At 64.8% G+C, this 23,529-nt stretch carries 25 protein-coding genes; 15 read left to right on the plus strand and 10 right to left on the minus strand.

Translation table 11 applies throughout. From position 1 onward, the window contains the following. Positions 1 to 26: 26 nt before the first annotated feature. The 8 genes from DWB23_RS23720 to DWB23_RS08905 all read left to right on the plus strand — a co-directional run bounded on the left by DWB23_RS23720 (position 27) and on the right by DWB23_RS08905 (position 9,327). Positions 27 to 149, plus strand: coding sequence for a hypothetical protein (locus DWB23_RS23720; RefSeq protein WP_275086296.1), 123 nt, complete (start codon positions 27 to 29; stop codon positions 147 to 149). 367 nt (positions 150 to 516) lie between these two features. Then, complete coding sequence (locus DWB23_RS08875; protein WP_238717402.1) at positions 517 to 2,325, plus strand: L-lactate permease; 1,809 nt, start codon at positions 517 to 519, stop codon at positions 2,323 to 2,325. Between the two features lie 240 nt (positions 2,326 to 2,565). Continuing rightward, entirely contained in the window at positions 2,566 to 4,056 is a 1,491-nt protein-coding gene (gatB, locus tag DWB23_RS08880; protein ID WP_121742461.1) for an Asp-tRNA(Asn)/Glu-tRNA(Gln) amidotransferase subunit GatB, read from the plus strand. A gap of 511 nt (positions 4,057 to 4,567) precedes the next feature. Beyond that, entirely contained in the window at positions 4,568 to 5,803 is a 1,236-nt protein-coding gene (locus DWB23_RS08885) for an ABC transporter substrate-binding protein (protein ID WP_121743057.1), read from the plus strand. A 3-nt stretch (positions 5,804 to 5,806) separates the two neighbouring features. Continuing rightward, complete coding sequence (locus DWB23_RS08890) at positions 5,807 to 6,700, plus strand: branched-chain amino acid ABC transporter permease (protein ID WP_121742462.1); 894 nt, start codon at positions 5,807 to 5,809, stop codon at positions 6,698 to 6,700. After that, positions 6,693 to 7,883, plus strand: coding sequence for a branched-chain amino acid ABC transporter permease (locus DWB23_RS08895; RefSeq protein WP_121742463.1), 1,191 nt, complete (start codon positions 6,693 to 6,695; stop codon positions 7,881 to 7,883). Before DWB23_RS08890 ends, DWB23_RS08895 begins: the two co-directional genes overlap by 8 nt. Further along, complete coding sequence (locus tag DWB23_RS08900; RefSeq protein ID WP_121742464.1) at positions 7,880 to 8,608, plus strand: ABC transporter ATP-binding protein; 729 nt, start codon at positions 7,880 to 7,882, stop codon at positions 8,606 to 8,608. Before DWB23_RS08895 ends, DWB23_RS08900 begins: the two co-directional genes overlap by 4 nt. Then, positions 8,608 to 9,327 carry an ABC transporter ATP-binding protein gene (locus DWB23_RS08905; protein ID WP_121742465.1) on the plus strand — a complete coding sequence of 240 codons (720 nt, stop codon included), beginning with the start codon at positions 8,608 to 8,610 and terminating at the stop codon, positions 9,325 to 9,327. The genes DWB23_RS08900 and DWB23_RS08905 overlap by 1 nt, the downstream gene beginning before the upstream one ends. Before the next feature lie 52 nt (positions 9,328 to 9,379). Here DWB23_RS08905 and DWB23_RS08910 read toward each other — a convergent pair whose 3' ends face one another. Both DWB23_RS08910 and DWB23_RS08915 read right to left on the minus strand, forming a co-directional pair. Continuing rightward, the gene (locus tag DWB23_RS08910) at positions 9,380 to 9,838 is read right to left on the minus strand and encodes an acyl-CoA thioesterase (RefSeq protein WP_121742466.1); all 459 of its coding nucleotides are present in this window, start codon (positions 9,836 to 9,838) and stop codon (positions 9,380 to 9,382) included. A 103-nt stretch (positions 9,839 to 9,941) separates the two neighbouring features. Further along, a complete protein-coding gene (locus DWB23_RS08915; protein ID WP_121742467.1) occupies positions 9,942 to 10,733 on the minus strand; it encodes an N-acyl homoserine lactonase family protein in 792 nt (263 codons plus the stop codon). Between the two features lie 137 nt (positions 10,734 to 10,870). On the opposite strand from DWB23_RS08915, the gene DWB23_RS08920 reads away from it, so the two are divergent. Continuing rightward, positions 10,871 to 11,005 (plus strand): transporter, encoded by a 135-nt coding sequence (locus DWB23_RS08920; RefSeq protein ID WP_121742468.1) that lies wholly within the window; start codon positions 10,871 to 10,873, stop codon positions 11,003 to 11,005. Positions 11,006 to 11,129: 124 nt separating this feature from the next. Continuing rightward, complete coding sequence (locus DWB23_RS08925) at positions 11,130 to 12,431, plus strand: NAD(P)/FAD-dependent oxidoreductase (protein ID WP_121742469.1); 1,302 nt, start codon at positions 11,130 to 11,132, stop codon at positions 12,429 to 12,431. On the opposite strand, the gene DWB23_RS08930 is transcribed toward DWB23_RS08925, so the two are convergent. The 3 genes from DWB23_RS08930 to artA all read right to left on the minus strand — a co-directional run bounded on the left by DWB23_RS08930 (position 12,423) and on the right by artA (position 14,626). Then, positions 12,423 to 12,743, minus strand: a complete 321-nt coding sequence (locus DWB23_RS08930) for a hypothetical protein (RefSeq protein ID WP_121742470.1) — start codon at positions 12,741 to 12,743, stop codon at positions 12,423 to 12,425. The two genes, DWB23_RS08925 and DWB23_RS08930, sit on opposite strands and share 9 nt — an antisense overlap. A 147-nt stretch (positions 12,744 to 12,890) precedes the next feature. Next, a complete protein-coding gene (locus DWB23_RS08935; protein ID WP_121742471.1) occupies positions 12,891 to 13,601 on the minus strand; it encodes a metallophosphoesterase in 711 nt (236 codons plus the stop codon). Then, positions 13,598 to 14,626, minus strand: a complete 1,029-nt coding sequence (gene artA / locus DWB23_RS08940) for an archaeosortase A (protein ID WP_121742472.1) — start codon at positions 14,624 to 14,626, stop codon at positions 13,598 to 13,600. Before artA ends, DWB23_RS08935 begins: the two co-directional genes overlap by 4 nt. A 200-nt stretch (positions 14,627 to 14,826) precedes the next feature. On the opposite strand from artA, the gene DWB23_RS08945 reads away from it, so the two are divergent. Further along, a complete protein-coding gene (locus DWB23_RS08945) occupies positions 14,827 to 15,606 on the plus strand; it encodes a DUF7839 domain-containing protein (RefSeq protein WP_121742473.1) in 780 nt (259 codons plus the stop codon). Between the two features lie 100 nt (positions 15,607 to 15,706). Here DWB23_RS08945 and DWB23_RS08950 read toward each other — a convergent pair whose 3' ends face one another. Both DWB23_RS08950 and DWB23_RS08955 read right to left on the minus strand, forming a co-directional pair. Then, positions 15,707 to 16,606, minus strand: coding sequence for a glycosyltransferase family 2 protein (locus DWB23_RS08950; RefSeq protein WP_121742474.1), 900 nt, complete (start codon positions 16,604 to 16,606; stop codon positions 15,707 to 15,709). Positions 16,607 to 16,775: 169 nt separating this feature from the next. Further along, positions 16,776 to 17,483 (minus strand): class I SAM-dependent methyltransferase, encoded by a 708-nt coding sequence (locus DWB23_RS08955; protein WP_121742475.1) that lies wholly within the window; start codon positions 17,481 to 17,483, stop codon positions 16,776 to 16,778. 325 nt (positions 17,484 to 17,808) lie between these two features. Here DWB23_RS08955 and DWB23_RS08960 point away from each other — a divergent pair, with 325 nt between their 5' ends. After that, the gene (locus DWB23_RS08960) at positions 17,809 to 18,087 is read left to right on the plus strand and encodes a helix-turn-helix domain-containing protein (protein ID WP_121742476.1); all 279 of its coding nucleotides are present in this window, start codon (positions 17,809 to 17,811) and stop codon (positions 18,085 to 18,087) included. 112 nt (positions 18,088 to 18,199) lie between these two features. After that, positions 18,200 to 19,012, plus strand: a complete 813-nt coding sequence (locus DWB23_RS08965) for an MBL fold metallo-hydrolase (RefSeq protein WP_121742477.1) — start codon at positions 18,200 to 18,202, stop codon at positions 19,010 to 19,012. On the opposite strand, the gene DWB23_RS08970 is transcribed toward DWB23_RS08965, so the two are convergent. After that, positions 18,996 to 19,259, minus strand: coding sequence for a hypothetical protein (locus tag DWB23_RS08970; RefSeq protein ID WP_121742478.1), 264 nt, complete (start codon positions 19,257 to 19,259; stop codon positions 18,996 to 18,998). The two genes, DWB23_RS08965 and DWB23_RS08970, sit on opposite strands and share 17 nt — an antisense overlap. Before the next feature lie 171 nt (positions 19,260 to 19,430). Between DWB23_RS08970 and DWB23_RS08975 the strand changes: the two genes are divergently transcribed. Both DWB23_RS08975 and DWB23_RS08980 read left to right on the plus strand, forming a co-directional pair. Further along, a complete protein-coding gene (locus tag DWB23_RS08975; RefSeq protein WP_121743058.1) occupies positions 19,431 to 20,102 on the plus strand; it encodes a YkgJ family cysteine cluster protein in 672 nt (223 codons plus the stop codon). Between the two features lie 64 nt (positions 20,103 to 20,166). Next, entirely contained in the window at positions 20,167 to 20,931 is a 765-nt protein-coding gene (locus tag DWB23_RS08980; protein WP_121742479.1) for a geranylgeranylglyceryl/heptaprenylglyceryl phosphate synthase, read from the plus strand. A gap of 197 nt (positions 20,932 to 21,128) precedes the next feature. Here DWB23_RS08980 and DWB23_RS08985 read toward each other — a convergent pair whose 3' ends face one another. Together DWB23_RS08985 and DWB23_RS08990 are read right to left on the minus strand one after the other, a co-directional pair. Continuing rightward, entirely contained in the window at positions 21,129 to 21,539 is a 411-nt protein-coding gene (locus tag DWB23_RS08985; RefSeq protein ID WP_121742480.1) for a TRAM domain-containing protein, read from the minus strand. Positions 21,540 to 21,693: 154 nt separating this feature from the next. Then, entirely contained in the window at positions 21,694 to 23,478 is a 1,785-nt protein-coding gene (locus DWB23_RS08990; RefSeq protein WP_121743059.1) for a radical SAM protein, read from the minus strand. Between the last annotated feature and the right edge of the window lie 51 nt (positions 23,479 to 23,529).

Here is a 23,529-nt window from a genome sequence, read left to right on the forward strand (position 1 = left end):
TGATCGTGACGTGGTAGAACGTGGCGATGAAACCGATTATCCTGCGCCTTCTGGAGAACGAGGAGACACACGCCGAACTCGGTGCGGAATCGCACGCGGACAGGCCCGCGGTGCTTCGTCGACTCGTCCGTCGAGGGATCGCCGACTAGCGCCGCGAACGGGCGCTCGACCGATTTCGGTGTGCCGGTACGGTAGCGTTTCGAGCGCTTCGGGACGGATCGAGCACTTCGCTCGGATGGACCGCGTCGCGATGGAATCGCTTTCGACCGTGACCCGTAAGCGCGCCGCGACGCTCGACCGTCGCGTTTCGCGACGTCTCCGCATCGAATGCGTTGTCGAGCGAAGACCGGCGTTAGGCTCTCGAAACCGATCGCCGATCTGGTTGAATTATGTGAACGGTCGAAGATTATATATAGTCATTTGATGGTTTCCGCACTATGCCAGATCCAACTCCGCGCGGTGCCGGCACCGGTCGCTCCCGACGAGGTCCACCGGCCGGGCGTCGAGGTGGTGTCCGTGGCTAGCCCGGTCGAAATTCTGCTCGCGGCGACGCCGCTCGTTCTCACGGGCGTTCTGCTCGTCGGACTGCTGTGGCCCGCAACGCGAGCGATGCCGATCGCGTGGCTCGCCGCGGTGCTCGTCGGCTACTTGGTGTGGGGGAACTCGGTGGAGTACCTCGTCGGCGCTTCGCTCGTCGGCGTCATCACCGCTCTCGAGATCCTGTGGATCGTCTTCGGCGCGCTCGTGTTGCTGTACACGCTGATGCAGGCGGGCGCGTTCGATCGGATCAACGAAGGATTCGCCGCCGTCTCCGACGATCGTCGGGTACAGGTCGTGTTGCTGGCGTTCTTCCTCGCGACGTTCATCGAGGGGGCCGCGGGCTTTGGCACCCCCGCGGCGGTCGTCGCGCCGCTGCTGCTGGCGCTCGGATTCCCGGCGCTCGCGGCGGTGATCGCGGCGCTGATCGGCCACGTGATCGCCGTCACCTACGGCGCGGTCGGAACGCCGATCATCGTCGGCATCGAATCGCCGCTCGGAACGTACAGCGATGTGATCGCCGCCGGCGGCGGGATGAGCGTGGCGGAGTACTCGATGGCGGTCGCCGCCTGGGCCGCGACCTATCACGCGCTCGTCGGCTTCGCGATGCCGTTGTTCGCCGTCGGAATGGTCGTCTACTTCTTCGGCGAAGAGCGCTCGATCAAGCCCGCCCTCGAAGTGGCTCCGCTCTGTCTCTTCGCCGGCCTCGCGTTCGCGGTCCCGTACTGGGCCTCGGCGTGGTACCTCACGGCCGAGTTCCCCACGCTGATCGGCTCGATGGTGGGCGGCGCGATCACGGTGGCCGCGCTGCGCGCCGGCTACTTCCTGCCGGAGGAGGAGTGGGAGTTCCCGCCCCAAGAGGAGTGGCCCGCTCACTGGGTCGGAACGATCGAACCCGGGAGCGTCAACGAGGTCGACGTGCCCGCCGTCGGCGGTACCGGCGGGGACACGCCGGCCGCCGACGGCGGAACGCCGACGACGTCGTCGGCCGCGAGCGAACTGTCGCTGCTCCGTGCGTGGTCGCCGTACGTGTTGCTCGTCGCGTTGCTCGTCATCACCCGCGTCTCCGACGGCATCAGCCGGTTCCTCACCGAGGGCGTACTGATCCCGATCGAGACCGGTTTCGGCGAGTTCGTCGTCGGCGTCGCCTTCGCCTGGAACGGGATCTTCGGCTACGACGGGCTCGAGGCGAGCGTCGGGTGGCTCAACGTTCCCGGCTTCTGGCTGCTCGTGAGCGCCCTCGTCGCCATCCCGCTGTTCGGGATGAGCGGGCGGCAGGTGAAAGACGCCTGGCTCGAGGCCGGCGAAAAGATCGTCTCGCCGTTCATCGCGCTGGTGTTCGTCATCGCGATGGTGCAGGTGATGATCAACGCCGGTTCCTACCCCGGAGCGGCGGTCGAAGAGAGCATGATCGAACTCCTGGCGGTCGCGACGGCCACCGTGACCGGAGCCGCCTATCCGGCGATTGCCGCGTTGATCGGCGCGCTCGGCGCCGCGATGACCGGGTCGAACACCGTCTCCAACATCACCTTCAGCGGCTTCCAGTTTACGGCCGCCCAGGAACTGGGGCTGCCGACGCAGATCATCGTCGGTGCCCAGGCCGTCGGCGGCGCGATCGGCAACCTCGTGGCGATCCACAACGTCGTCGCCGCGCTCGCGACCGTCGGCCTCGTCGGCCAGGAAGGCCGCGTGATGCGGCTGAACCTGATCCCGCTGGTGTACTATGCGATCGGGGTCGGTATCGTCTCGATGCTGTTCAGCTACGTCCTCTTCCCGGGCCTCTTCTAGGCCGGCAAGGTGCTTTCCGCGCCGATCATCTGTTTTCGAAACCGTTTCCGATCCGGCTTCGGTGCCGAGCGCTATCTCGAATTTTAGCAGAGCCAGCGTCGCAACCGCTCCGGCTGGGTTTGAGATCTGGGATGGTACGTTACGAACCGACCACGGTGTACCGGTCGCTCGCGAGCGGATCGAACGCTCCCGTGAGTCCGTCCCGTTACGTTTTACCCCCACGGGCCCGAATCGCCTCCAATGACTGCCCAGACCGTCCAGCAGGGCGACCTCGTGACCGTCATCGGCCTCGAGGTCCACGTCCAGCTGGAGACCGACACGAAGATCTTCTGTGGGTGTTCGACCGACCAGACGGACGAGCCGAACGAGAACGTCTGTCCGGTCTGTCTCGGCCTCCCCGGCGCACTCCCGGTCCTCAACGAGGCCGCCGTCGAGGCCGCCGTCAAGATCGGCAAGGCCATCGACGCCGACATCCCCGCAGAGACCCGGTTCCACCGGAAGAACTACTACTACCCCGACCTGCCCAAGAACTTCCAGATCACCCAGTACGACGAACCGGTCTGCGCCGACGGCGACCTCGAGATTTCCGTCGAGGGCGAGCGCCGAACCGTCGCGATCGAGCGCGCCCACTTGGAGGAGGACCCGGGCAGCCTCCAGCACGTCGGCGGCGGCATCGACTCCGCCGACTACACGCTCGTCGACTACAACCGCGCCGGCACGCCGCTGATGGAGATCGTCACGGCACCCGACTTCCGCAGCCCGGACGAGGTGCGGGCGTTCCTCGCCGAACTCGAGGAGGTCCTCGAGTACCTGGGCGTCTTCGACGCCGAGCGAGACGGCAGCCTGCGGATCGATGCCAACCTCTCGATCATCCCCGAAGACGAGATCGAGAGCGACGACGTCACCGAGATCGGCGCGGAGGCGCTCGCGGCCGCCAACCGCACCGAGGTCAAGAACATCTCGAGTCACAAGGGGGCTCAGAAAGCCCTGGCATACGAGGAAACCCGCCAGAAGAACGCGATCCGGCGCGGCCGCGCGGTCGAACAGGAGACCCGCCACTGGGACGAATCTCGAGGGATCACGGTCTCGATGCGTTCGAAAGAAGAGGAGAAGGATTACCGCTACTTCGAGGAGGCGGACCTGCCGCCGCTTCGCGTGTCTCACTGGAAGGACGAGATCTCGATTCCGGAACTCCCCTCCGCGCGACGCGAGCGGTTCCAGACCGAATACGACCTGAGCGAGGAGGCGGCCTCGAAGCTCACCTCGACGAAACAGGTCGCGGACTTCTACGAGGACGTCGCTGGCGAGTTCGACCCCGACCTCGCCGCCACGTGGGTCGCGGATAACCTGCTCGGCGAACTCAACTACCGCGACATGGAGATCACGGGAATCGAGGGGCGACTCGAGGAGGTCACGCGCCTCGTCGAACTCGTCGCCGAGGACGAGATCACGGCGAAAAACGCCCGCGAAACGGTGTTGCGCTCGATGCTCGACGATGGAAAGACGCCGGACGAGGTCGTCGCGGACGAAGGACTGGGTAAGACCGACGGGGACGAAGTCCAGCAGGCTGTCGTCGACGCGATCGACGAGAATCCGGACGCCGTCGCGGACTACGAGTCGGGCGACGACGGCGCGATCAACTTCCTCGTCGGCCAGGTCATGCAACGGACCGGCGGCAGCGCGGATCCCGGTGACGTCAACCAGTTGTTGCGAGCCGAACTCGAGAGCTAGCGTACCCACTGACAGTCACTGCGCACTTGACCGCACGAGGGAAGCGCGGTTCGGAGCGAACGGAGTGAGCGAGAACCGCGGAAACGCGAATAGCGCGGGATCTCCGATCCCGCGAACCATGCGAACGGGCGCTGTGCGCCCGTGAGCAGACGGCGAGCCCTTTGAGCCGTGAGTAAGCGAGCGAGAACCGCGGACCATTCGATCGGTGTGTGAATCGTTTCAGGTGTTACGATAGGCGCTGTTCTCCGATCGGTGTCGGGTTTGGAACCCCCGGTTAGGAACCGGGAGACGTCCGAACGGTAAGTGTGAACGTTTCTTCGGCGACCTCGAGCTGTGGTTCTGTGGTACCCACCCTCATCTTTAATAGGGGTGAATAGAAAGAGTGGGTTGAGATTCGGTAACTGAGTGATGGTCAATGGCTAACAACGATAACTACAAAACCGGAGTGAGAAAATATGGTAAGGGAGAGGTCGGGCGACGGACGTTCCTCGGAGCGGCCGGGGCCGGTGCGATGACGACGGTGCTTGCGGGCTGTCTCGGTGGCGATGACGACGGGTTAACGATCGGACATCTCGCGCCCATGAACAACGTGCTCGGAGTCGGTTCCGATCGAACTGCACAGATGGCCGTCGAGGAAATCAACGACAACGGTGGGTTCAACGGCGAAGAAGCGACGCTCGAAACGAGGGACACGCGGACGGAACCGTCCGAAGCGCAGAGCGTTACCGAGGAACTCATCCAGCAGGAGGACGTGGACGTGCTCGTCGGGACGTTCAACTCCGAGACGACGCAGTCGATCTTGGACCTCACGTCGGAGTTCGACGTGCCGTTTATGATCACAGGATCGGCCGACCCCGGGCTGATCACGGACTACGTCGGTGACGACTACGAGGAGTACAAGAACGTCTTCCGAGTCGGACCGATCAACTCGAATTTTCAGGCGGAGTCGATCGCGGATTACTGTGCGTATCTCTCCGACCGTCACGGCTGGGACGAGGTCGCGTTCCTCCGTGACAACGCCGCGTGGACGGAGCCGTTCGGGGAGCACATCCCGGACCTGCTCGACGAGCGCGGATTATCGATCGTTCACGAGGATGCGCTCTCGATCGAGATCGATGATTTCAGCTCGGTACTGAGCGACGTCAACGATTCGGACGCCGACTTCGTTCTGCGCTTTTTCGCTCACATAGACGCCGGCGAGATGTTGGGCCAGTGGGCCGAAGCGGAGTACGAATTCGGGATCGAAGGCGTGTCGGTCCCCAGTATGCTCCCGGTGTACAACGCCGGTGCCGAAGGGGCCGCAACCTACGAAACGACGTCGCAGTCCGGTGCCGCCGGCGTGTCGCCGATCACGGACCGAACACAGCCGTTCGTTCAGGATTACGCCGATCGCTACCAGGACGAGGAGGATTACCCGACTCGAGCGCCGATGTACATGGGATTCAACACTTATGACGGGATCTCCGTCTTCAAGGAGGTCGTCGACGAAATCGAGACGACGAACACGCGAGACAATCTCGACGACTTCGTCGCCGCGATGCTCGGCATCGACTTCACTGGCGTCGCCGGTCAGGTTACCTTCTACGGAGAGGATTCCGACTATCCCCACGATGTTCAGGAGGAACGCGAAGACGGCACCATTACGAACTACCCCATGACTCAATGGACGGGGATCGAAGAAATCGAGTGCGTCTACCCCGAGAAGCACCGCACTGCAGAACACCAGATGCCTCGCTGGATGCAGTAAGCAATGCTCGGAGACATTGGGACGTTGGTACTTCAGGGGGCGATGATCAGCGCCGTCTACGCACTGATCGCCATCGGGTTTACCATGATCTTCGGCGTCGGGGGTATTCTGAACCTCGCCCACGGTGCCTTGATCATGGCCGGTGCGTACCTGTTTGCGATCCTCGTGAGGGAGACGACCGTTTCCTGGATCTCGATACATCCCGTGATCGCGTTCCCTCTCGCAGTCCTGGGTATTGCGGGTCTCTCGTGGGGGCTGTATCAGGGACTCGTTCGATGGGTCGAAGAGAACGTCGTGATAACGTTCCTGGCGACGGTCGTCGTGGCGGTCGCCTCGACGGAACTCGTCATCTACTGGTTCGGCAGTTCGCCGATCGGAATGACGTTGATCGGGGGAGCGATAAATCTCGAGCCCTACGGGTTCAACGCTCGACCCCGGTACGTCGAGTTCGCCGGATTCGTCGTCTCGTGGATCGTGATCGGGCTACTGTGGTATTACATCACAAATACCGACGACGGCCGGTCGATTCTCGCGGCCTCGATGAGCGAACGTGGCGCGCAACTGACCGGCGTCGATCTGCACTCGGTCCGTTCGAAGACGTGGCTCATCGCCGGAGCGCTCGCCGGGATCGCCGGTATCTTCCTCGGTTCGACGGGGAGCGCAACGCCACTCATGTGGCTCAACCCGCTCGCACTGGCGTTCATCATCGTCGTTATCGGCGGGATCGGATCGATCAAGGGGTCCGTCATCGCGGCGTACTTCATCGGATTCCTAGAACAGTTCACGGTCACCTTCATCGGACAGGGTTTCAGAGGCATCCTCTCGCTGGTTGTTCTCGTCCTGTTCTTGCTCCTGTTGCCACAGGGTCTCTACGGGAGGGAGTTCGTCCATGATTAGCACGATTCTACTCTTCACGACGGTACTCTCGACGGTGTCGGGACGCCTCGATACCGCCGGCAGCGCGGTGCAACGGTTCGCACAAACCATCGGCGGCACGGCTCGACGGCGGGTCTTGCTGCCGATCGGCCGAGCGCTCGATCGCCTGCTTGCGCCGGTCGATCGGGCGTTCGAGCCCGCCTCGAACGCATACAACCGACTGCTCGGACCGTACTTCGGAGCGATGACGGGACTGCAGTTCGCGCTGATCCTCGTCAGCGTCGTCGCGCTCCTTACCGCGGGCGTCTGGGCACCGGCGGTCGGCCCGCTGGTCGGCGGCGGCCTCTTGCGGACGCTGGCGCTCGCCAGCATCTGGGCCATCTTCGCGATGAGTTGGGACATCCAGAGCGGCTACACCGGCTACATCAGCTTCGGCCACTCCGTCCTGTCGGGAGCGGCCGGCTACACGACGGCGCTCCTCATCGTTCACGTCGATCCGGAGCTGTCGATCTGGATTACCGGACCGCTTTCGGTCCTGGCGGCGCTCGTGGTCGGCCTGCTGGTCGCACTGCCGACGCTTCGGCTCGAGGGACCGTACTTCTCGCTGATCACGTTCGTCGCCGTGCTCCTGTTCTACAGGTTGACGACCGCGTACGGCTGGCTGGGTGGGATCCCCGGCTTCGGCGACCCGGATGTCTTCACCTGGGATCCGGTCGTGCGGTACTACTACATGGTCATCCCGATGCTCCTCATCGCGCTGGCGCTGACGTTCATGGCGCGGTCGAACCTCGGGATGATCCTCGTTGCCATTCGGGAGAACGAAGCGGCGGTCTCCGCCGCCGGGATCAACCCCACGAAGTTCAAGATCTGGTCGTTCGCGCTCAGTTCGATTCCGATGGGGATCGGCGGGGTGCTCCTCGTCGGCTTTACCGGCAACGTCGATCCGGATACCTTCGTCATCGTCGACAACAGTATCGAGATGATCGCAATGGCCGTCATCGGCGGCATGAGTTCGATCCTGGGACCGCTCGGGGGCGCGTTCTTCTTCGAGTTCCTCAACCACCAGATTTTCCACGGATTCTCGACGCCGGTTCGATACCTCTTCCTCTGGGGACTGGTCTTACTCGTGCTCGTGTTCGCACGGGACGGCCTGTTCAGAATGATCTGGCATCGGCTCGGAGCCGTTCGAGGTGAGTCCGAATGAGCGTCCTCACGGTCGAGAACCTGACGAAACGATTCGGCGGACTCGTCGCCGTCGACGACGTCTCGCTCGACGTCGAAGCGGGCGAGATCGTCGGCCTGATCGGTCCGAACGGCTCGGGCAAGTCGACGGTGTTCAACTGCATCATGGGTATCTACGACGTCACCGAGGGGACGGTCACGTTCAACGGGGACGAGATCACCGACGACAGGACCCACAAAGTCGTTAACAAGGGTCTGTCGCGGGTCTCTCAGGAGTCGAATCCGATCGATCTCTATCCCGTCGCCGGCAACATCAAGCTGTTCACGCTTCCGAACAGCGTCCGCTCGTTGCACGGTGGTGCCACCGACGAAGAGATCTACGAGTACGCCGCGCGAATCGACATCGAAGACAAACTTCACGAGATGCCCGACGAGTTGGCCCACGCGGACGTGCGACGGCTCGAGATCGCCAAGGCGCTGGCGACCGAGCCGGAGATGCTGTTGCTCGACGAGCCCTTCGCCGGGATGAACCAGGCCGAGATCGACGAACTCGCCGCGCAGATCGAGCGCTTCCGCGAGGAAGGGATGACGATGGTCGTCGTCGACCACAACATGGGGGGACTGATGGACCTCGTCGATCGCGTCGTCGTGCTCAACAACGGTGAAAAACTCGCGGCGGGCTCCCCCGAGGAGATCGCCGAGAACCAACGCGTCCAGAAGGCCTACCTCGCCGGGGAGGGGATATAATGACGGACACGATACTCGACGTTCGGGATCTCGACGTCTACTACGGCAAGTCACACGCGCTGCACGGCATCTCGCTGTCGATCGAACGGGGAGAAATCTACGGCGTGATCGGCCCGAACGGTGCCGGCAAGACGACGATGCTGAACGCCGTCGCCGGGTTCCTCGACTACGAGGGAACGGTCCGGTACGACGGAACGGATCTGGCGACGGTCGGCCCGCAACAGCGCGTCCACGACGGACTGATCTACTGCACCGAGGATCGGGATCTGTTCCCGTTCTTCTCGGTCCACGAGAACCTCCTGATGGGGGCGCAGTTCCGCGACGACCGCGAGGCGGTCCAGAACGACCTCGACATGGTTTACGACCTGTTCCCGCGGCTGGACGAACGCCGCGAACAGGAAGCCGAAACCATGAGCGGCGGCGAACAGCAGATGCTCGCCGTCGGGCGGGCGCTGATGAGCGACCCCGAACTGCTGATGCTCGACGAACCGACGCTCGGCCTCGCGCCGGTCATCATCGAGGACATCGGCAACGCACTCGAGACGCTAAACGAGGAGGAGGGGCTCACGATCTTGCTCGCCGAACAGAACTCGACGTTCGCGCTCCGTCACGCCGACCGCCTCTCGCTGATCGAAACTGGCGAGATCGAACTGGCGGGAACGCACGAGGAGTTCCACGACAACGAGTACGTTCGCGAGGCGTACGTCGGCGTTCACTGATCACGGTGCTTCCTCTGCTATCGGTCGACCCGAATTCCGCGTCGCCCAGCCGTTAGTCGTCCGTCTCGAGACTCCCCTGAAACGCCGCGACCGCCTCGCGAAATTCCTCGGGCACGGCGATCGGCTCCTCGGTCTCGAGGTCGACGGCGACCTGCGTGACGCTGCCGTCGGCGAGCAGGCGGCCGTCAGCGCTCCGTTTCACGCGGTACTCGAACGCGATACTTGCCGTCCCCATCTCGGCGACGCGCAGTTCGTTGACGAGCACGTCGCCGAACTCGGCCGCGTCGCGGTAGTTTAGTTCTGCGTTGACGACGTGGACCTGCCAGCCGTCGGCCGCCATCCGCTCGTAGCTGTAGTCGATCTCTCGGAAGAACTGGGAGACGGTCTCGTCCTGAAAGGTGAAGTACTCGCCGTAGAAGACGATTCCCTGCTGGTCGGTTTCGGCGAATCTGACGCGGTTCTCGAAGACGGGCTGAAACTCGGGATCGGTCTGACCGTCGGCGCTACCCATACTGCTACCGTCGTCGGGAGAGGCAAAGCCGTATCGGCCTCGAAACGGCGTGAGTTCGTGGTTCGTTCGAACCGTGACTCCGGCGTTACGCTCGAGCGGCGGACTACAGCCCTCGTAGCGTCTCGAGGTCGTCGCCGTCGTGGCCGCAGATGACGGTCGCGTCGTGGCGACGCTCGAGGTCCTTGACGGTGCGCAGGCTCTCGAGCCAGTGGCGTTTGCTCCAGAGCAACTGACCGCCCATCGGTCGTTCGTCGCGGTAGTTCGCCCGCGTGTAGGCCTGATCGCCGGCGAGGATCACGGTTCCCGCGTCGTCGAGTTCGAGTCGCACGCCGAGCAGACCGGGCGTGTGGCCGGGCAGGTGGACGAACTCGAGGTCTTCGAAGTGCTGTTCGCGGTCGCCGTGGACGACCTGCCAGTTCAGATCGTAGTCGAAGTCGCCAGCGACGTAGGCCTCGTCGCCCGCGTCGGTCTTGGCGCTGTAGTAGGCGTACTTGAGTTCGCGCTCGTGGACGTAGATCGGGACGTCGGTGTCCGCGAAGGCGGAGAGACCGCCCGCGTGGTCGAGGTGGAGGTGGGTCTGGATCACCGCGTCGATGTCCGAAACGTCGTAGCCGGCGTCGGCGAGGTCGTCCTCGAGCGGTCGGAGACCGGTGTGCTCGAAGGCGGCGTAGAGGTCGGCGGGCCAGTGGCCCGAATCGGCCTCCGGGTGAGAGCCGGTATCCCAGAGGATCGTCGCCTCGGGATGGTCGATCACGACGTTGTAGACCGGACCGTCGCCCATCGTCGTCTCCGGGTTCGGGTCGTCCGCCGTCCCCAGCGTACCCCCTTCGATGATGTTGTTCGTATCGGTGGTGATCGTGCCGCGATCGATCGGCGTGATGGCTGCGTCGACCATACGTCGGCCACGGCACGCGGGAGTATAGGGATGATCGATCTCCGCCGAAAAATCTCGAGATCCCCGGACCGAGTCGTCTTTTGTACCGCTGGTAATGCCGGCCGTAACGCTATCTGTCGCCCCACCCGAAACTCCGTATGGTCAGACTGTCGACGATCGTCATCCTCGCCGGTATCGTGCTGCTGTTCATCCCGATTCCACCGATCGCGACGATAGCCGGCGCGGTCGTGATCCTGATCGGTCTCGCGTTACGGCTACTGACCGATCACTGAATCGCCTGGACACCGTCGGAGGTGGCGATCCGGATACCGAAGCAACGTACCGCGTGGATACCCCAACCCGAAGTGTGGGTCGTTTGGCTCTACGGTTTTGTGCATCGATCCCGTCCATCCGCGTATGCAGTCGACGCCACGGGTGATCGTCGTCGGCGGCGGACTCGCCGGACTCGTCGCCGCGCGCCACCTCGCCGGCGGCGGGGTCGGCGCGACCCTCCTCGAGCGCGCCGAGTCCGTCGGCGGTCGCGTCCGAACGCTCGAGCGAGACGGATACCGGTTCGACCGGGGTTTTCAGGTCCTCTTCCCCGCCTATCCAGCGGTCGAGCGGGAACTCGACCTCGAGGCGCTCGACCTGCGGCGGTTCACCTCGGGTGCGACCATCGCGCGACCGGGTCGCCGCTCCGTGCTCGCCGACCCGCGCCAGCGGCCGGGAACGATACCCGCGACGCTGCTCAATCCCGATATCACGATCGGTGACCGACTCCGCGTCGCTCGCCTCTGGTGGGAACTGCGCGGAACCGATCCGGATCGGTTCTTCGACGGCGACAATCGTGCGCGCGATGCGGACGAGTCGATCGAGCGCTATCTGCTCGAGCGCGGCTTCTCGGCGGGGTTCATCGACCGTTTCGTCGCCCCCTTCTACGGCGGGATCACCCTCGATCGGTCGCTGTCGACCTCGAGTCGCGTCTTCGAGTACACCTTCCGAACCCTCGCGGCGGGCGGGGCTGCGGTCCCGGCCGCGGGGATGGGAGCGATTCCGGCGCAACTCGCCGATCGCGTGCGGGCCGTCGGCGGACGGATCGAGACCGAAGCGGCTGTCGACGCGGTCTCGAGCGCCGGTTCGTCACCGAGAGTCACGACGGCCGACGGCACCAACTACGAGGCGGACGCGGTCGTCGTCGCGACCGATCCGCCGGCCGCCCGAGAGCTGACGGGGGTCGAGTCGATCCCGACCGCCGCGCGGGCCTGCGTCACGCAGTACTACGCGCTGTCGGGAGACGAATCCCTCGAGACCGGCAAACGACTCCTGCTCAACGCGGTCGACGACGACGGGCCGAACCACGTCGTCCCGCACAGCGCCGTTGCTCCCGAGTACGCGCCCGCCGACGCGACCCTTATCAGCGCGACGTACCTCGGCGAATCCGAAGCGAGCGATTCGGAACTGGCTCGGCGGACGCAGATCACCCTCGAGTCGTGGTATCCGGACCGACGGTTCGACGCCCTCGAGACGGTCCACACCGACCGAATTCCGTTCGCTCAGTTCGACCAGCCGCCGGGGATCCACGACCGACTTCCGGACGCTCGTTCCCCCGACGGGACGGTCTATCTGGCCGGCGACTACACCCGCTGGTCGTCGATCCAGGGGGCGATGCGAAGCGGTCGAGACGCCGCGAAAGCGGTGCTCGAGGATCTATCACGGTGACGGTCGCCAACTTCGACCAGCGGTGACGATGCACCCGGAAGCGGTGCGCCTGTGGTACTCGAGCGAACCGAGATACGCCAGCAATCCGGTCCACAGGTAGATCGCGGCCGCGTTCGCTCCGAGCACATCGAACGTCGCGTCGGAGCCGATCACGACGAAGAGGACGACGAACGCGACGTACCCGGCCCGGTAATGCGAGCGGCGCGTTCGCCCGTCGAGAAGGAGCGTTCCCCGTCGAGCAAGGATCACGTCGCGCATGCCGACGGCGACCAGAACGCCCGTGACGAGGAAGACGCCGAGCAACGGGTCCACGGGTCGCCGGCGGTGACATTTCGGACGGTGAACGCGATAGCGAGGACGATACCCGTCCCGACCAGCAGATGGCCGTATCGCTTTTGCTGGGCGGTCGTGGACGGCGGGGTCAGCATAGCCGATTGGTTCCCCTACACGTCTATAAATTCACAGGAACCGTCGGCACGCCCCGAGCGGTGGAAACCACAGCGCCTCCTCGCTCGAGTCGTCCCAGACGGCGGGATGAAACGAGTCCGGGTCGGCGACCAGCGGCGACTGAAAATCCCGAGCGCGCATGCCGTTGACGGTCGCACCCGCCGCGAGCGTCGTGAACGCGGGGCAGACGATCACGTCTGCCCCCTCGGAAGCGTTGGGGCCGTAGAGGAAACACGGGCGCTTGCGCCCCTCGATGGAGAGCGCCGGGTGGTCGTGGCCGATGACGTACCGGGCTGCGTCCATCTCCGGGCGTTCGTGGCCGTGGCAGACGACCGTCTCGCCGTCCGCGAGGCGATACGCGGCGGCCGCGTTCCCGTCGAAGACGTCCTCGAGCATCGTGTCGTGGTTGCCGGGCGTGACGACGAGCGATGCACCGGCCGCCTCGACCGCCGCCTCGAGCGCGGCCAGGTCGCGCTCGACGCCCCGCGGCACCCGGTGGAAGGCGTGTAACAGGTCGCCCGCGACGACGACCGTGGACGGCTCCGTTCGGGAGAGGAGAGATTCGAGGCGCTCGCAACTGTCCGCCCCGTCGGCGATCGGTGCGTCGACGCTCGAGGCGGCGGCCCGTCCGAGGTGGATGTCCGCGATGACGAGCGCGTCGGCGTCGGGGACGAACAGCGCGCGTTCGACCGGCGAGACGGCGAGATCGACGGGGGCGGTCACTGCTGTTGATCGGGGTCGGCGCGTCCGGAGCCGCCGTCGGCGCGCACATCCGTCTTGCCGAGCGCGTCGAAGAGGTCGTACTCGGTGCCGGTGAGGATGAAGAGCACCTCCTCGAGGGGCTCTAAGATCTCGGGCACGATTTTGATGAGGAGGTACGTAATTCCGATGAGCGCGACGACGGACAGCGTCTGGGCGATGTAGTTGTGCGCGACGAGGAAGGAGACGCGGCTCGGTTCCGCGCCCATGTAGGTCGTCATGAACGAGACGAGCCACCCCTGCTGGAACCATCCCCACGGTGACGCCAGTCCGATGAAGACGTTGCGAATGAGGTTGAGAAACCAGATGACGCCGATAGCCATCGAGAAGGCCGTCACCTTCCGCTTGAGGGGGGCCTTGACGGCGGCGATCAGGCCGCCGAAGATGGCCATGCTCCCGATCCCGGTGCAGGCGAGGATGATGTAGGTCGTCCGTCCCGTCACCGTCTCCTCGGGGTCGAAGTCGAACTTGCTCTCGTAGCCGTTTGCGCCCTCGACCAGGCCGGGGCTGTGACCCAGTAGCTCCATCCCGTAGTGGGTCTGGGCCGCCGTCGTCTCGATCAGCCACGTTCGGACGAACGGGATCGTTTCCACCGGCAGATAGATCAGCCCCATGAACGCGATGGCCTTCGTCAAGAGGAACAGCGAATCGCGGCCACCCCACAGGAGGTAGCCGGCGTAGGCACACAGCGGGAGCGCGGCGACCGCCAGCAGCGTCTGCAGGGGACTTTGCATCTCGTAGTAGTAGTACGGCACCATCGTCAGCCAGAAGACGCCGAAGGCGACCCACGCGCCCGTCGCGAGCGCGCGCGCTGGCTCGAGTGCGCCCTGCCACCGGAGGAGCAACGCCCCGAAGAACGCGGCGATCGCGACCCAGGCCAGCACGTCAGTCAGCTGGATCGAACCGAAAATCGCCGGTGTCAGTGTCGTACTTGCACGCTCGATGCCGACGACCGACGCCGCGTCGGTCGCGACAGGAACTGACGGCATATTCATGAAAGACTGAAGCACGCTTGCGCTATCAACTTGACGCCTCATCGATCGCCCGACCGCGGCCGCGAGCGTGCAGCCGGGACCGAGACCGAACGTCCGAGGGACTCTCACTCGGGGGACGCTCGAGCGACGTTCGACGTGCGCAGAGCCGTCCGCGACCGCGTACCTTTTTGTCTCGGTCGGGCAAGGGTAGGCGTATGGTCGACGTCCTCGACAACAAGCGAGCCGCGACGCGCTTTCGGATCCTCGTCCAGATCGCCGAGCGCCAACCGGCCGTCAGTCAGGGTGAGATCGCCGAGGAAGTCGGCGTGACGAGCCAAGCCGTCAGCGAGTACATCCGCGAACTCGTCGACGAGGGCCTCGTCGAGAAAGAGGGACGGTCGCGCTACCGCGTCACGCAGGAGGGCGTCGACTGGCTCTTTCGGGCCGCCGACGACGTCCGTCGATTCGCCGATCACGTCACGGGGGACGTCCTCGGCGCGATGAGCGAGGCCGCCTACATCGCGACCGAGGAGATCACGGAGGGCCAGACCGTTTCGCTCTCCGTCAGGGACGGCTTGCTCCACGCGAGCCCCGGCAGCGACGGACCGGCAACCGGCGTCGCGACGACCGACGCCGAGGCCGGCACCGACGTCGGCGTGACGAGCTTCGAGGGCGTCATGGAGTTGGCACCCGGCTCCGTGACGGTCTTGCAGGTGCCGACCGTCCGCACCGGCGGGAGTCGCGCCGTCGCCCAGGAGACCGTCACCGACGCCTGCGGCGACGCGGACCTCGTCGCCGCCACCGGCGTCGAAGCGGTCGTCGCCTGTCGACAGGCCGGAATCGAACCGGCCATCACGTTCGCAGCGGGCGACGTCGCCGCCGAGGGCGCTGAACGGGGCCTCGAGGTAACCGCGGTTGTGACGACCAACGAGGTCGGCCGCGTCACCGACGCGCTCCGGGACGCGGACGTCTCGTATGAAGTTCTCGAGGCCTGAGCACGCGTCGTCCCGTCACATCCAGAACCGAATGCCGGAGTTCTTCGGTCGCTACTGCTCCCAGCACGGCGGAGTATCGGTATCGAGGACGAGAGAAGCGCTACCGCCAATCGTACAGCTGCACCGCTCGGTCGTGTCGGGCCGAGAGCCCGTTCGGGTTCCGTTGAGCCGACCGATCGGCGTAGCGAGCGCGGAGTCCGTCGCGCACCCCGCGGGCAGCGCTCGAGATGACGTCGGTACCATTGGAAATCCACCCCGTCGGCGTTTCGTCTCCGCTGAGGACGCCTCGAACGCCCGCGAAGCCGTCCCGGAGGGCACTTCCGACTACGCGAGCGCCGACGGTCGGTCGCGGCCCGTAGTTCTTCGCGAGTCGATACGAGAGTGAGCAGTAGGTCGCGCCCCAGTCGGGATCGGGCTGGCCGCCGTCGGTTCCGACCTCGCATCTCGCGGCCAGTTCCGCGTCCCACACGGTGTCGAAGCCGAACCCGGCAACGCGATGCGCACAGTCCCGTTCGCCGCCGACCTCGAGATACTCGTCGAACCCGTCGAGGGCCTCGAGGACGGTTCGGTCGAACGCGACGTTGTCGCCGTCGAAGTGAATCACGTCGCGGCCGGCGACGGTCCGCGGCGTCCGGAGATCGTAATCGGTGCCCCCGCCGGTCACGGGGCCGGTGACGACGTCCGCCCCGTCGGCGATCGACCGATCGATGGCGTCGTACCAGCTGTGTTCGACGGCGTACTCGCCGTCGAGGAAGGCGACGGTGTCGCCCGTGGCGGTCCGAAAGCCCGTGTTCCGCGAGACGTTGGGGTTCCGTTCGGAGATTTCGACGAGCACGTCGACGTCGGTTCGTTCGCGGACCACGCCGGTCGTACCGTCCGAGGAGGGGCCGTTGACGACGATGACCTCTGTTGACGGTGGCGTTCGTTCCGCGAGCGCGTCGAGACACGACAGCAATCGCTCCCGGTCGTTGAGCGTCGATACCACTACCGAGAGCTCCATACCCCGTGATAGAATTCGTTGATAGTAAAATTAGGGGGGTTCGTCGCCGAGAGCAGACGCCACTGGCTACCATTCGTCACGCCGCTGGCAGTGAACCCGGGAACCGCCACACCATCCCGGCAGAAGAACTCGTTTCGGCACTCGGGGCTGCAACGGGCTCGCCTGCCGTCTACCGCACTCGCGTGTTCCAGTACGAGACCGATGCGAGGTGGTCGCTCACGGGGAGGTTGCCGATCGCCTCGTCGAGCGTTCGAATCGGCGAGGCCAGGCTGTTCGGTATCGATCGGTAGAGTCCGTAGGGAACGATGAAATCGTCCTCGACGTCGACCAGCGTGAGGTTCGTCTTTGCAAGCAGGACGGCCACTTCGCTCTTCGAGTAGAGTCGGGACCCCATCGGCAACGCCCAGTTGTAGACGCTGCGGGAACTAAATCGGTTGAACGTATCGAAGACGATCTGCTCGGAGGACACCCGGTTCATCTCCTCGAGAAACGCCTCCGGGTCGTCCGCGAGGTGGAAAAACCGCATCGCGATGACCGTATCGAAGTGATCGTCCGGAAACGGCAGTCGCCCCGCGTCGCCGCGAAGGAACTCGAGCGTCCCCTCGAGTGCGACGTTCTGGGTCTTCTTGCGGCCCTGCTGTAACATCGCCGCCGAAATATCGAGTCCGACAACGTCAGCGCCCTGCTCGGCAAGCATCACCGAAAACCGCCCGGTACCACAGGCGATTTCGAGGATGTTCTGGTCCTCGACGGGCATGATGGCCTCGAGGACGGCTTCTTTCTCCCGGCGGTCGATCAGCTGTCCGCCCTTGGAGAAGCGCTTGTTGTCGTATTCCTCGGCGACATCGTCGGCTTGGTACCACTCCTGTCCTTTCACACTGGGCGCAACTACAGTAGCCGGAGGATAAAACGATACTGGAGTCCATCTACGAACAGCCGATACCCGGCACCGGGTTGGCCGGCAGATCCAACGGGGATCTCGAGACGCCATTCGATTCCAGTGACCAGTCAGCGTCCGTGGTTGTTGACAGCTCTCCGGGGAAGTCGCGCACGCTGAGCGAGGCGTATATAAACGCAATCGAGAGACGACGCGTCGATCTAACGACCTGTGTTAATACCTCATTCATATACCTTATACAAACTGGATTATTCGTATCTACATATAGGGAAGCTTTACCACTGCCGATTCCGCTGACGTAGGTATGAGCATGAGTACAGCCGAGGACCGTGCCGCCGCCGAGGAAACCCTCTCCGAAGACGAATACCGCGATCGGCTTCGCGAGTTGCCGCCGAGCGCGAAACTCGTCGCGAAGGTTTTAGAGACCGATTCGCCGCTCTCGCAGGGACAACTCGCCGAGGAATCGCTGCTTCCCGACCGTACCGTTCGCTACGCGCTCAACCGACTCGAGGACGTCGGCCTCGTCGGATCTCGATACAGCTTCCGCGACGCCCGCAAACAGGTCTACTTCCTCACGCACTGATCGGCTATCCGGCGACTCGATCTACATCCCACGGGACGGACGGGGTGGTCCGCCGGCACCGGTCACGTCGATCTCCGACACACGTTTTTTCGCGCGGCGGTATCCTCGAGACATGGACGTCAAACGGTGTTCGGTCCCGGTCGCGACGCGCGCTCCGACCGGAACGACCAACGCGTATTTGCTCGGCCGCGACCCGGCCGTACTGGTCGATCCCGCAGCGAGGACGGACGAACTCGACCGGTTGGTCGGCGAGCGGACCGTCGCACACATCCTCGTCACGCACACCCACCCCGACCACGTGGGTGCCGTCGCGGCGTACGCCGACGAAACGGACGCGACGGTGTGGGCGCGATACGGTCGCGTCGAGCGCTTTCGTGACGCAACTGGTCTCGAGCCAGACCGGACGGTTACGCCGGGGACGACGATCGCGCTCGGCGACGACCGCGTTCGGATCCTCGACGCACCCGGACACGCGCCCGACCACGTCGCCCTCGAGGCCGGTCGCGACGGACCGATCCTCTGTGGCGACTGCGCCGTCCGCGAGGGAAGCGTCGTCGTCGGCGCGCCCGAGGGCGATATGCGCGCGTACGTGACGACGCTGCGTCGGCTCCGGGCGAAAAAGCCGCCGGTTCTGTGGCCGGGCCACGGTCCCGAGATCGACGCGCCTCGAGAGACGCTCGATCGACTGCTCACCCATCGCCAGCGCCGGGAGGAGCGGATCCTCGAAGCGGTCGAAAACGGCGCGGAGTCGCTCGAGCAGATCCTCGAGGCGGCCTACGAGAAGGAGCTCTCCGGCGTCCGTGACCTCGCGAGAGCGACGGTCGCGGCACACCTCGAGAAACTCGCCGTCGAGGGGCGAGTGACGTGGAGCGATGGGCGAGCGAGACCGCGTCGAGTCGAGGCGGACGCTACTCGTTGCTCGTGAACTGGAACTCGAAGCGCATCTGATCGTCCATCTTCACCTTCACGCCGCCGAATCGCTCCGAGAGCTGCGTCCGCGCTTCGGAACTGGGCTCGACGGTGGCGGTCACGCTGTTGTTGTTCGTATTGTAGTCGATCGTTCCGACGACGACGTCGAAGTCGAAGAGTTGGGGAACGTCCTCTCGGATGCGTTCTCTCACCTCGTCGATTTCCGCCTGGACGTCGGCCATCTCGTCGTTCAGTGAGGGCATTAGCCACCATAGGCCACGAGGGATGGTAACGGTTTTGCCGGGGGCTGGCGGGTCAGTGCGTCTCGCCCCGAGCGACAGTCGCAGGTGGAAACCGACGGCGAGCCCGTCGGTTTCCTCACGACGGACGGCCGTGAGCGACCGACTTATCCGCGTCGAGGCGTAGGTGTAGTCGTGCAATCGCTCGAAGCCGAACTCGAAGACGCGCGCCAGCTCGCGGTCGAGGATCTCGCGGACGCTATCGAGTCGATCGGCTTCGAATGTACGCGGTGTGGCGCGTGCTGTACGGGGACGGACGAGGACGAACACACCGCGACGGTGTTCCCCGACGAGGTGCGCGACCTCGAGGCGAGCGACGACTACGAGGGGGAGTACGACTGGCGCGACGTCGCCCGTCCGATGCCGTACGGCCTCTCGGAGAGCGACGACGGGGGCCTCGAGGGCGAGACGTTCGAGTGGGCGCTCCAGACCGACAGCTGCGGCGACTGTACGTTCTACGAAGAGAACGACGGCGTCGGTGCCTGCGCCGCCCACGACGACCGCCCGCTGATCTGCCAAACGTACCCCTTCAGCGTCGCCCTCGCGGGAACCAGCCAGCCGATGGGCGAGGCCGTCGACGAGGCCGGCGTCGTTCGCGCCCACGAGTGCGAAGGGTTGGGCCGGGAGATCTCCCGCGAGGACGCCGAGGATCTCGCCCGCGCGCTGAAAACGCGCGCAGTTCGGGAACTCGAGGAAGCGATCGACGTTCGGGATACGTACGAGCCTGCGGTCCCGGATCCGGGCGAGGTCGTCGTCCACGACTCCGAGGGAGCGAAGGGGATCGACGGGACGCCGCTCGAAGAGTAACCGGGGTCGCCCGCCGTTCGCCGAAACCGACAGGAAATTCAGCTAGTTCTTCGAAGGTGTGTCCATGGATATCGACTGGGACGGGATCACCCACGTCACGAAGGTCGATCCGGCGAAGCCGCTACCGTCGGATCTCACCGTCCTCTCCGGGACCGATCTGGTGATCGTCGGCGGCTCCGACGACGTTACCGAGGCGAACACGCTCGAGGCGATTCGGGCGATGAAAGAGCGGTTTCCGGAGCTGCCCGTCTTTCAGGAACCGTACAGTTCGGCGCACGTTTCTCGGGAGACGATCGAGGCGGCCGATTACCTCTCGATTCCCGCCGTCTACAACGGTGATCGGGAGCATTTCGTGGGGAAACACGTCGATCTCTTCACGCAGGTCGGACGCAAGCCCGGTGAACTGATCGGCTCCAGTCTCCCGGTCGTCGGCGACCTCATCGCGTCGAAAGGTATCGACGCGATTTCCGAACTCGCGACGAACCTGATCGGCGAGGGGTACGTGGTCCAGCACCTCGAGTCGGCGGCGGCGACGACCTCGGGGGTCGATACCACCTACACGCCCGAACAGGTCGCCGGCGCTGCGCTCGCCACGGAGACGTTCTACGGCTTCCCGATCTTCTACGTCGAGTACTCCGGCACCTACGGCGGCCCCGAAGACGTCGCGGCCGCCGCTCGCTACCTCGAGGAGACGACGCTGCTCTACGGCGGCGGGATCGACAGTCAGCAGAAAGCGACGGAGATTCTCGAGGCCGGCGCGGACGCCGTCGTCGTCGGCGACTGTTTCCACGACGATCCGGAGACGTTCCGCGACACGATTCCCGAGTAACGACGGTATCGGGGGTGGTCCACGCACTGGAGAGTCAGGGACGCTCGAGCGGAAAGCGATGGCGACCCGACGGACGAGTGAACCGGTCAAACGGCGCTCCGCGCCTTCGGCATCGCTCGGCCTTTTTCGGTCCAGATTTTTTGTCGGGGTCGGGCTTGCGATTTCGACCCGGCCGATTTCCCGACAAAAAGTGATTCTTAGAAGGTTTCCTCGATAATCTCGCCGACGGCGAAGTTCGACTTGACCTCGGTGACTTCGACCTTGACGCGGTCGCCGACGTCGGCACCGGGAACGATGATGACGTAGCCGCGTTCGACGCGAGCGATGCCGTCGCCCTGTTTGCCGATGTCTTCGATCTCGACGTATCGCGTTTCGCCGACGTCGACCGGTGGCTGCGGTTCCGACGGTGCACTCTGTGGCTGTGCCGGTGTCGTCGTCCCCTCGGTGTCCGTCGACTCATCGCGGGAGATGAGTGCGACCCGGTAGACTTCCTCCGGGTCGATGTCGCCGGTTTCGACCTCCTGACGTGGTACCTCGATGACGTATCGGTCCTCCTCTGCTGAGACCTCCGTACTGAACAGACACAGGAGTTTTTCAGATATTTCCACAGGTAGACCCTCAATTTCACCTCTGACGGCCATCCATAATAGAACTACCGACTGAGTCCCATTTTTTCAGGAGTTTCGCCCGTGATCTCCGCTCGAGGCGCGCCGATTCGAAATTTCATCGCCGATTCGTGCACGCTGCATCAGTTCGAACGGGTCAGTCGGCGGGTTCGAACGTGCGCGTCGTCATGAACTGTGCGAGGTCGAACTCGGTCTCGAGGTCGGCGTCCGCGACGGAGTCGTAGGGCCGGTTGACGACGATATCGCCCGCGGTGCGGTCGCCGACGCCGGGGATGGCGGTGAGTTCGTCCATCGACGCGTCGTTGAGGTCGAGCGGGTAGGGGACGCCGGTCACGGACCGATAGCCGTGATCGACGACGGCGACATCGATGGTCTCCTCGAGTTCGCGCTCGCCCGGGATCCCGACGAGCAGCGGGTAGGTTCCCAACTGGCGACCGAAGGTCTTCCCGTCCTGGTGGTACTCGAGGTGGATGTTCGGGAGGACGGTTCCGGGCGGGGCGACGCGCTCGAGCATCGGCTGGTCGATCTCCTCGCGGACCTGCCGTTTGTACCGCTTGAAGAGTTTCTTGTGCTCGTTGGCGATCTCGGCCCCGGTGTCGGCCATGTCGGTGCCGTCGAAGGCCATCACCTGCCGGATGTTGATCCGCCGGAGCATGTAGCCCTCGTCGTAGACCCGTTGGAGGAACTCGCGGTTGCGCTCGTAGGTCTCTTCGCGCTCGCCCTTGAGGCCGTGTAGAAGGTTGATTCCGGGAAGGAGTTTCGGGAGGCGGCGCGGGGTGTCGTCGCCGAAGGTGGGCGCGTCCGCGGGGTCTTCGCCTGCGCTCGCGGCCGGGACGCGCTCGGATTCGGACGGTCGCGGATCGTTCGGTCCTCCCGGCCGCCAGCCGGCTTCCTCGTTGACGATCTTGACGGCCTCGAAACACTCCTCGGCGCTGACGTTCAGGTTGTTCTCCTCCTGAACGACGGGGTCAGCCGACTCGAGGCCGAACGCGGCCGTGTCGCCAGCCGTGTTGTGCTCCGCGATGATCCGAATCCCCTCCCGGCTCTTCTCGGGCCAGTTGACGATGGTGATGGGGTTCATGTTGTCCAGGTGCAGCGTCTCGAGGTCGGGCGCGACCTCCCGGATACCGCTGTACAGCTGGCGGAGCGCGTCGGGGTTCGGCGCCTCGCCGTCGCCGCCGTAGGCGAGGATGTCGGCCTGCCGGCCGATCCGGAAGTGTTTGACGCCGCAGTTCGAGAGCGCGTCCACCTCGCCGACGACGCTCGGCGGCGGCCGGAACGTGGGGTTGCCGTAGAGGGGCTCCGTACAGAACGAGCAGCGGTAGGCACAGCCCCGCGAGGTCTCGAGTTCGGCGATGAGGTACGCCGGGTGGTTCGGGTGCTGTTCGACGATGAAGGCACCGTCCTGAGCCCACCGGGATACCTCGTCGACGTCTCGCATTCGGTTGTTGAATCCCTCGAGACCGCTCTCGACGAGATCGTGGACGGCGGCCTCGACGTCGCCTTTGGCGACGAAGTCGAAATCCAGGTCCTGGCGTTCGGTCTCGGTCGCGCCGGCGTTCTCGTCGCCGACGCCGAACTTGACGGGGCCGCCCATCAGGCTCGTGCCGGTGGCCGTCCAGGCGAGCTTTCGCACTTCGTCGGGTTCGGCGGGCGTGCCGCCGACGTACTTGCCGGGAACGGTCATCCCGCCGAGGTAGATCAGAAGGTCGGCCTCGTCGACGTTCCGCCAGTAGTCCGGTTCGTCGCGGAGCCGGTCGATCGTGTGGTACGTGATCTGCTCGCGGGCCACGCCGGCGTCGACGAGCGCCCCTGCGGTGTACCGCGGGTACGTCGAAATGTACGGCGGCACCCCGAAGTGAGCGGGTTCGTCGACGTAGCCGTCGACGATCGTCACCGACAGCGTCTCGGGGTCAGTCATGATCCGGAGTAGCGCCTCGAGTGGTAAAACGGTGACTAACGAACGCCCCTG

Origin of the sequence: Natronorubrum halophilum (assembly GCF_003670115.1) — an archaeon.
In the GTDB taxonomy this organism is placed as follows: domain Archaea; phylum Halobacteriota; class Halobacteria; order Halobacteriales; family Natrialbaceae; genus Natronorubrum; species Natronorubrum halophilum.

Excerpts from the sequence above, each read along its gene's own strand:
- DWB23_RS08885 (WP_121743057.1), top strand. The coding sequence starts at position 4,568 with ATGACGACGGTGCTTGCGGGCTGTCTCGGTGGCGATGACGACGGGTTA.
- DWB23_RS08970 (WP_121742478.1), bottom strand. The coding sequence starts at position 19,259 with ATGCCCTCACTGAACGACGAGATGGCCGACGTCCAGGCGGAAATCGAC.
- DWB23_RS08905 (WP_121742465.1), top strand. The coding sequence starts at position 8,608 with ATGACGGACACGATACTCGACGTTCGGGATCTCGACGTCTACTACGGC.
- DWB23_RS08925 (WP_121742469.1), top strand. The coding sequence starts at position 11,130 with ATGCAGTCGACGCCACGGGTGATCGTCGTCGGCGGCGGACTCGCCGGA.
- DWB23_RS08915 (WP_121742467.1), bottom strand. The coding sequence starts at position 10,733 with ATGGTCGACGCAGCCATCACGCCGATCGATCGCGGCACGATCACCACC.
- artA (WP_121742472.1), bottom strand. The coding sequence starts at position 14,626 with ATGCCGTCAGTTCCTGTCGCGACCGACGCGGCGTCGGTCGTCGGCATC.
- DWB23_RS08920 (WP_121742468.1), top strand. The coding sequence starts at position 10,871 with ATGGTCAGACTGTCGACGATCGTCATCCTCGCCGGTATCGTGCTGCTG.
- DWB23_RS08945 (WP_121742473.1), top strand. The coding sequence starts at position 14,827 with ATGGTCGACGTCCTCGACAACAAGCGAGCCGCGACGCGCTTTCGGATC.
- DWB23_RS08965 (WP_121742477.1), top strand. The coding sequence starts at position 18,200 with ATGGACGTCAAACGGTGTTCGGTCCCGGTCGCGACGCGCGCTCCGACC.
- DWB23_RS23720 (WP_275086296.1), top strand. The coding sequence starts at position 27 with ATGAAACCGATTATCCTGCGCCTTCTGGAGAACGAGGAGACACACGCC.
- DWB23_RS08980 (WP_121742479.1), top strand. The coding sequence starts at position 20,167 with ATGGATATCGACTGGGACGGGATCACCCACGTCACGAAGGTCGATCCG.
- DWB23_RS08890 (WP_121742462.1), top strand. The coding sequence starts at position 5,807 with ATGCTCGGAGACATTGGGACGTTGGTACTTCAGGGGGCGATGATCAGC.
- DWB23_RS08990 (WP_121743059.1), bottom strand. The coding sequence starts at position 23,478 with ATGACTGACCCCGAGACGCTGTCGGTGACGATCGTCGACGGCTACGTC.
- DWB23_RS08895 (WP_121742463.1), top strand. The coding sequence starts at position 6,693 with ATGATTAGCACGATTCTACTCTTCACGACGGTACTCTCGACGGTGTCG.
- DWB23_RS08950 (WP_121742474.1), bottom strand. The coding sequence starts at position 16,606 with ATGGAGCTCTCGGTAGTGGTATCGACGCTCAACGACCGGGAGCGATTG.
- DWB23_RS08910 (WP_121742466.1), bottom strand. The coding sequence starts at position 9,838 with ATGGGTAGCGCCGACGGTCAGACCGATCCCGAGTTTCAGCCCGTCTTC.
- gatB (WP_121742461.1), top strand. The coding sequence starts at position 2,566 with ATGACTGCCCAGACCGTCCAGCAGGGCGACCTCGTGACCGTCATCGGC.
- DWB23_RS08900 (WP_121742464.1), top strand. The coding sequence starts at position 7,880 with ATGAGCGTCCTCACGGTCGAGAACCTGACGAAACGATTCGGCGGACTC.
- DWB23_RS08960 (WP_121742476.1), top strand. The coding sequence starts at position 17,809 with ATGAGCATGAGTACAGCCGAGGACCGTGCCGCCGCCGAGGAAACCCTC.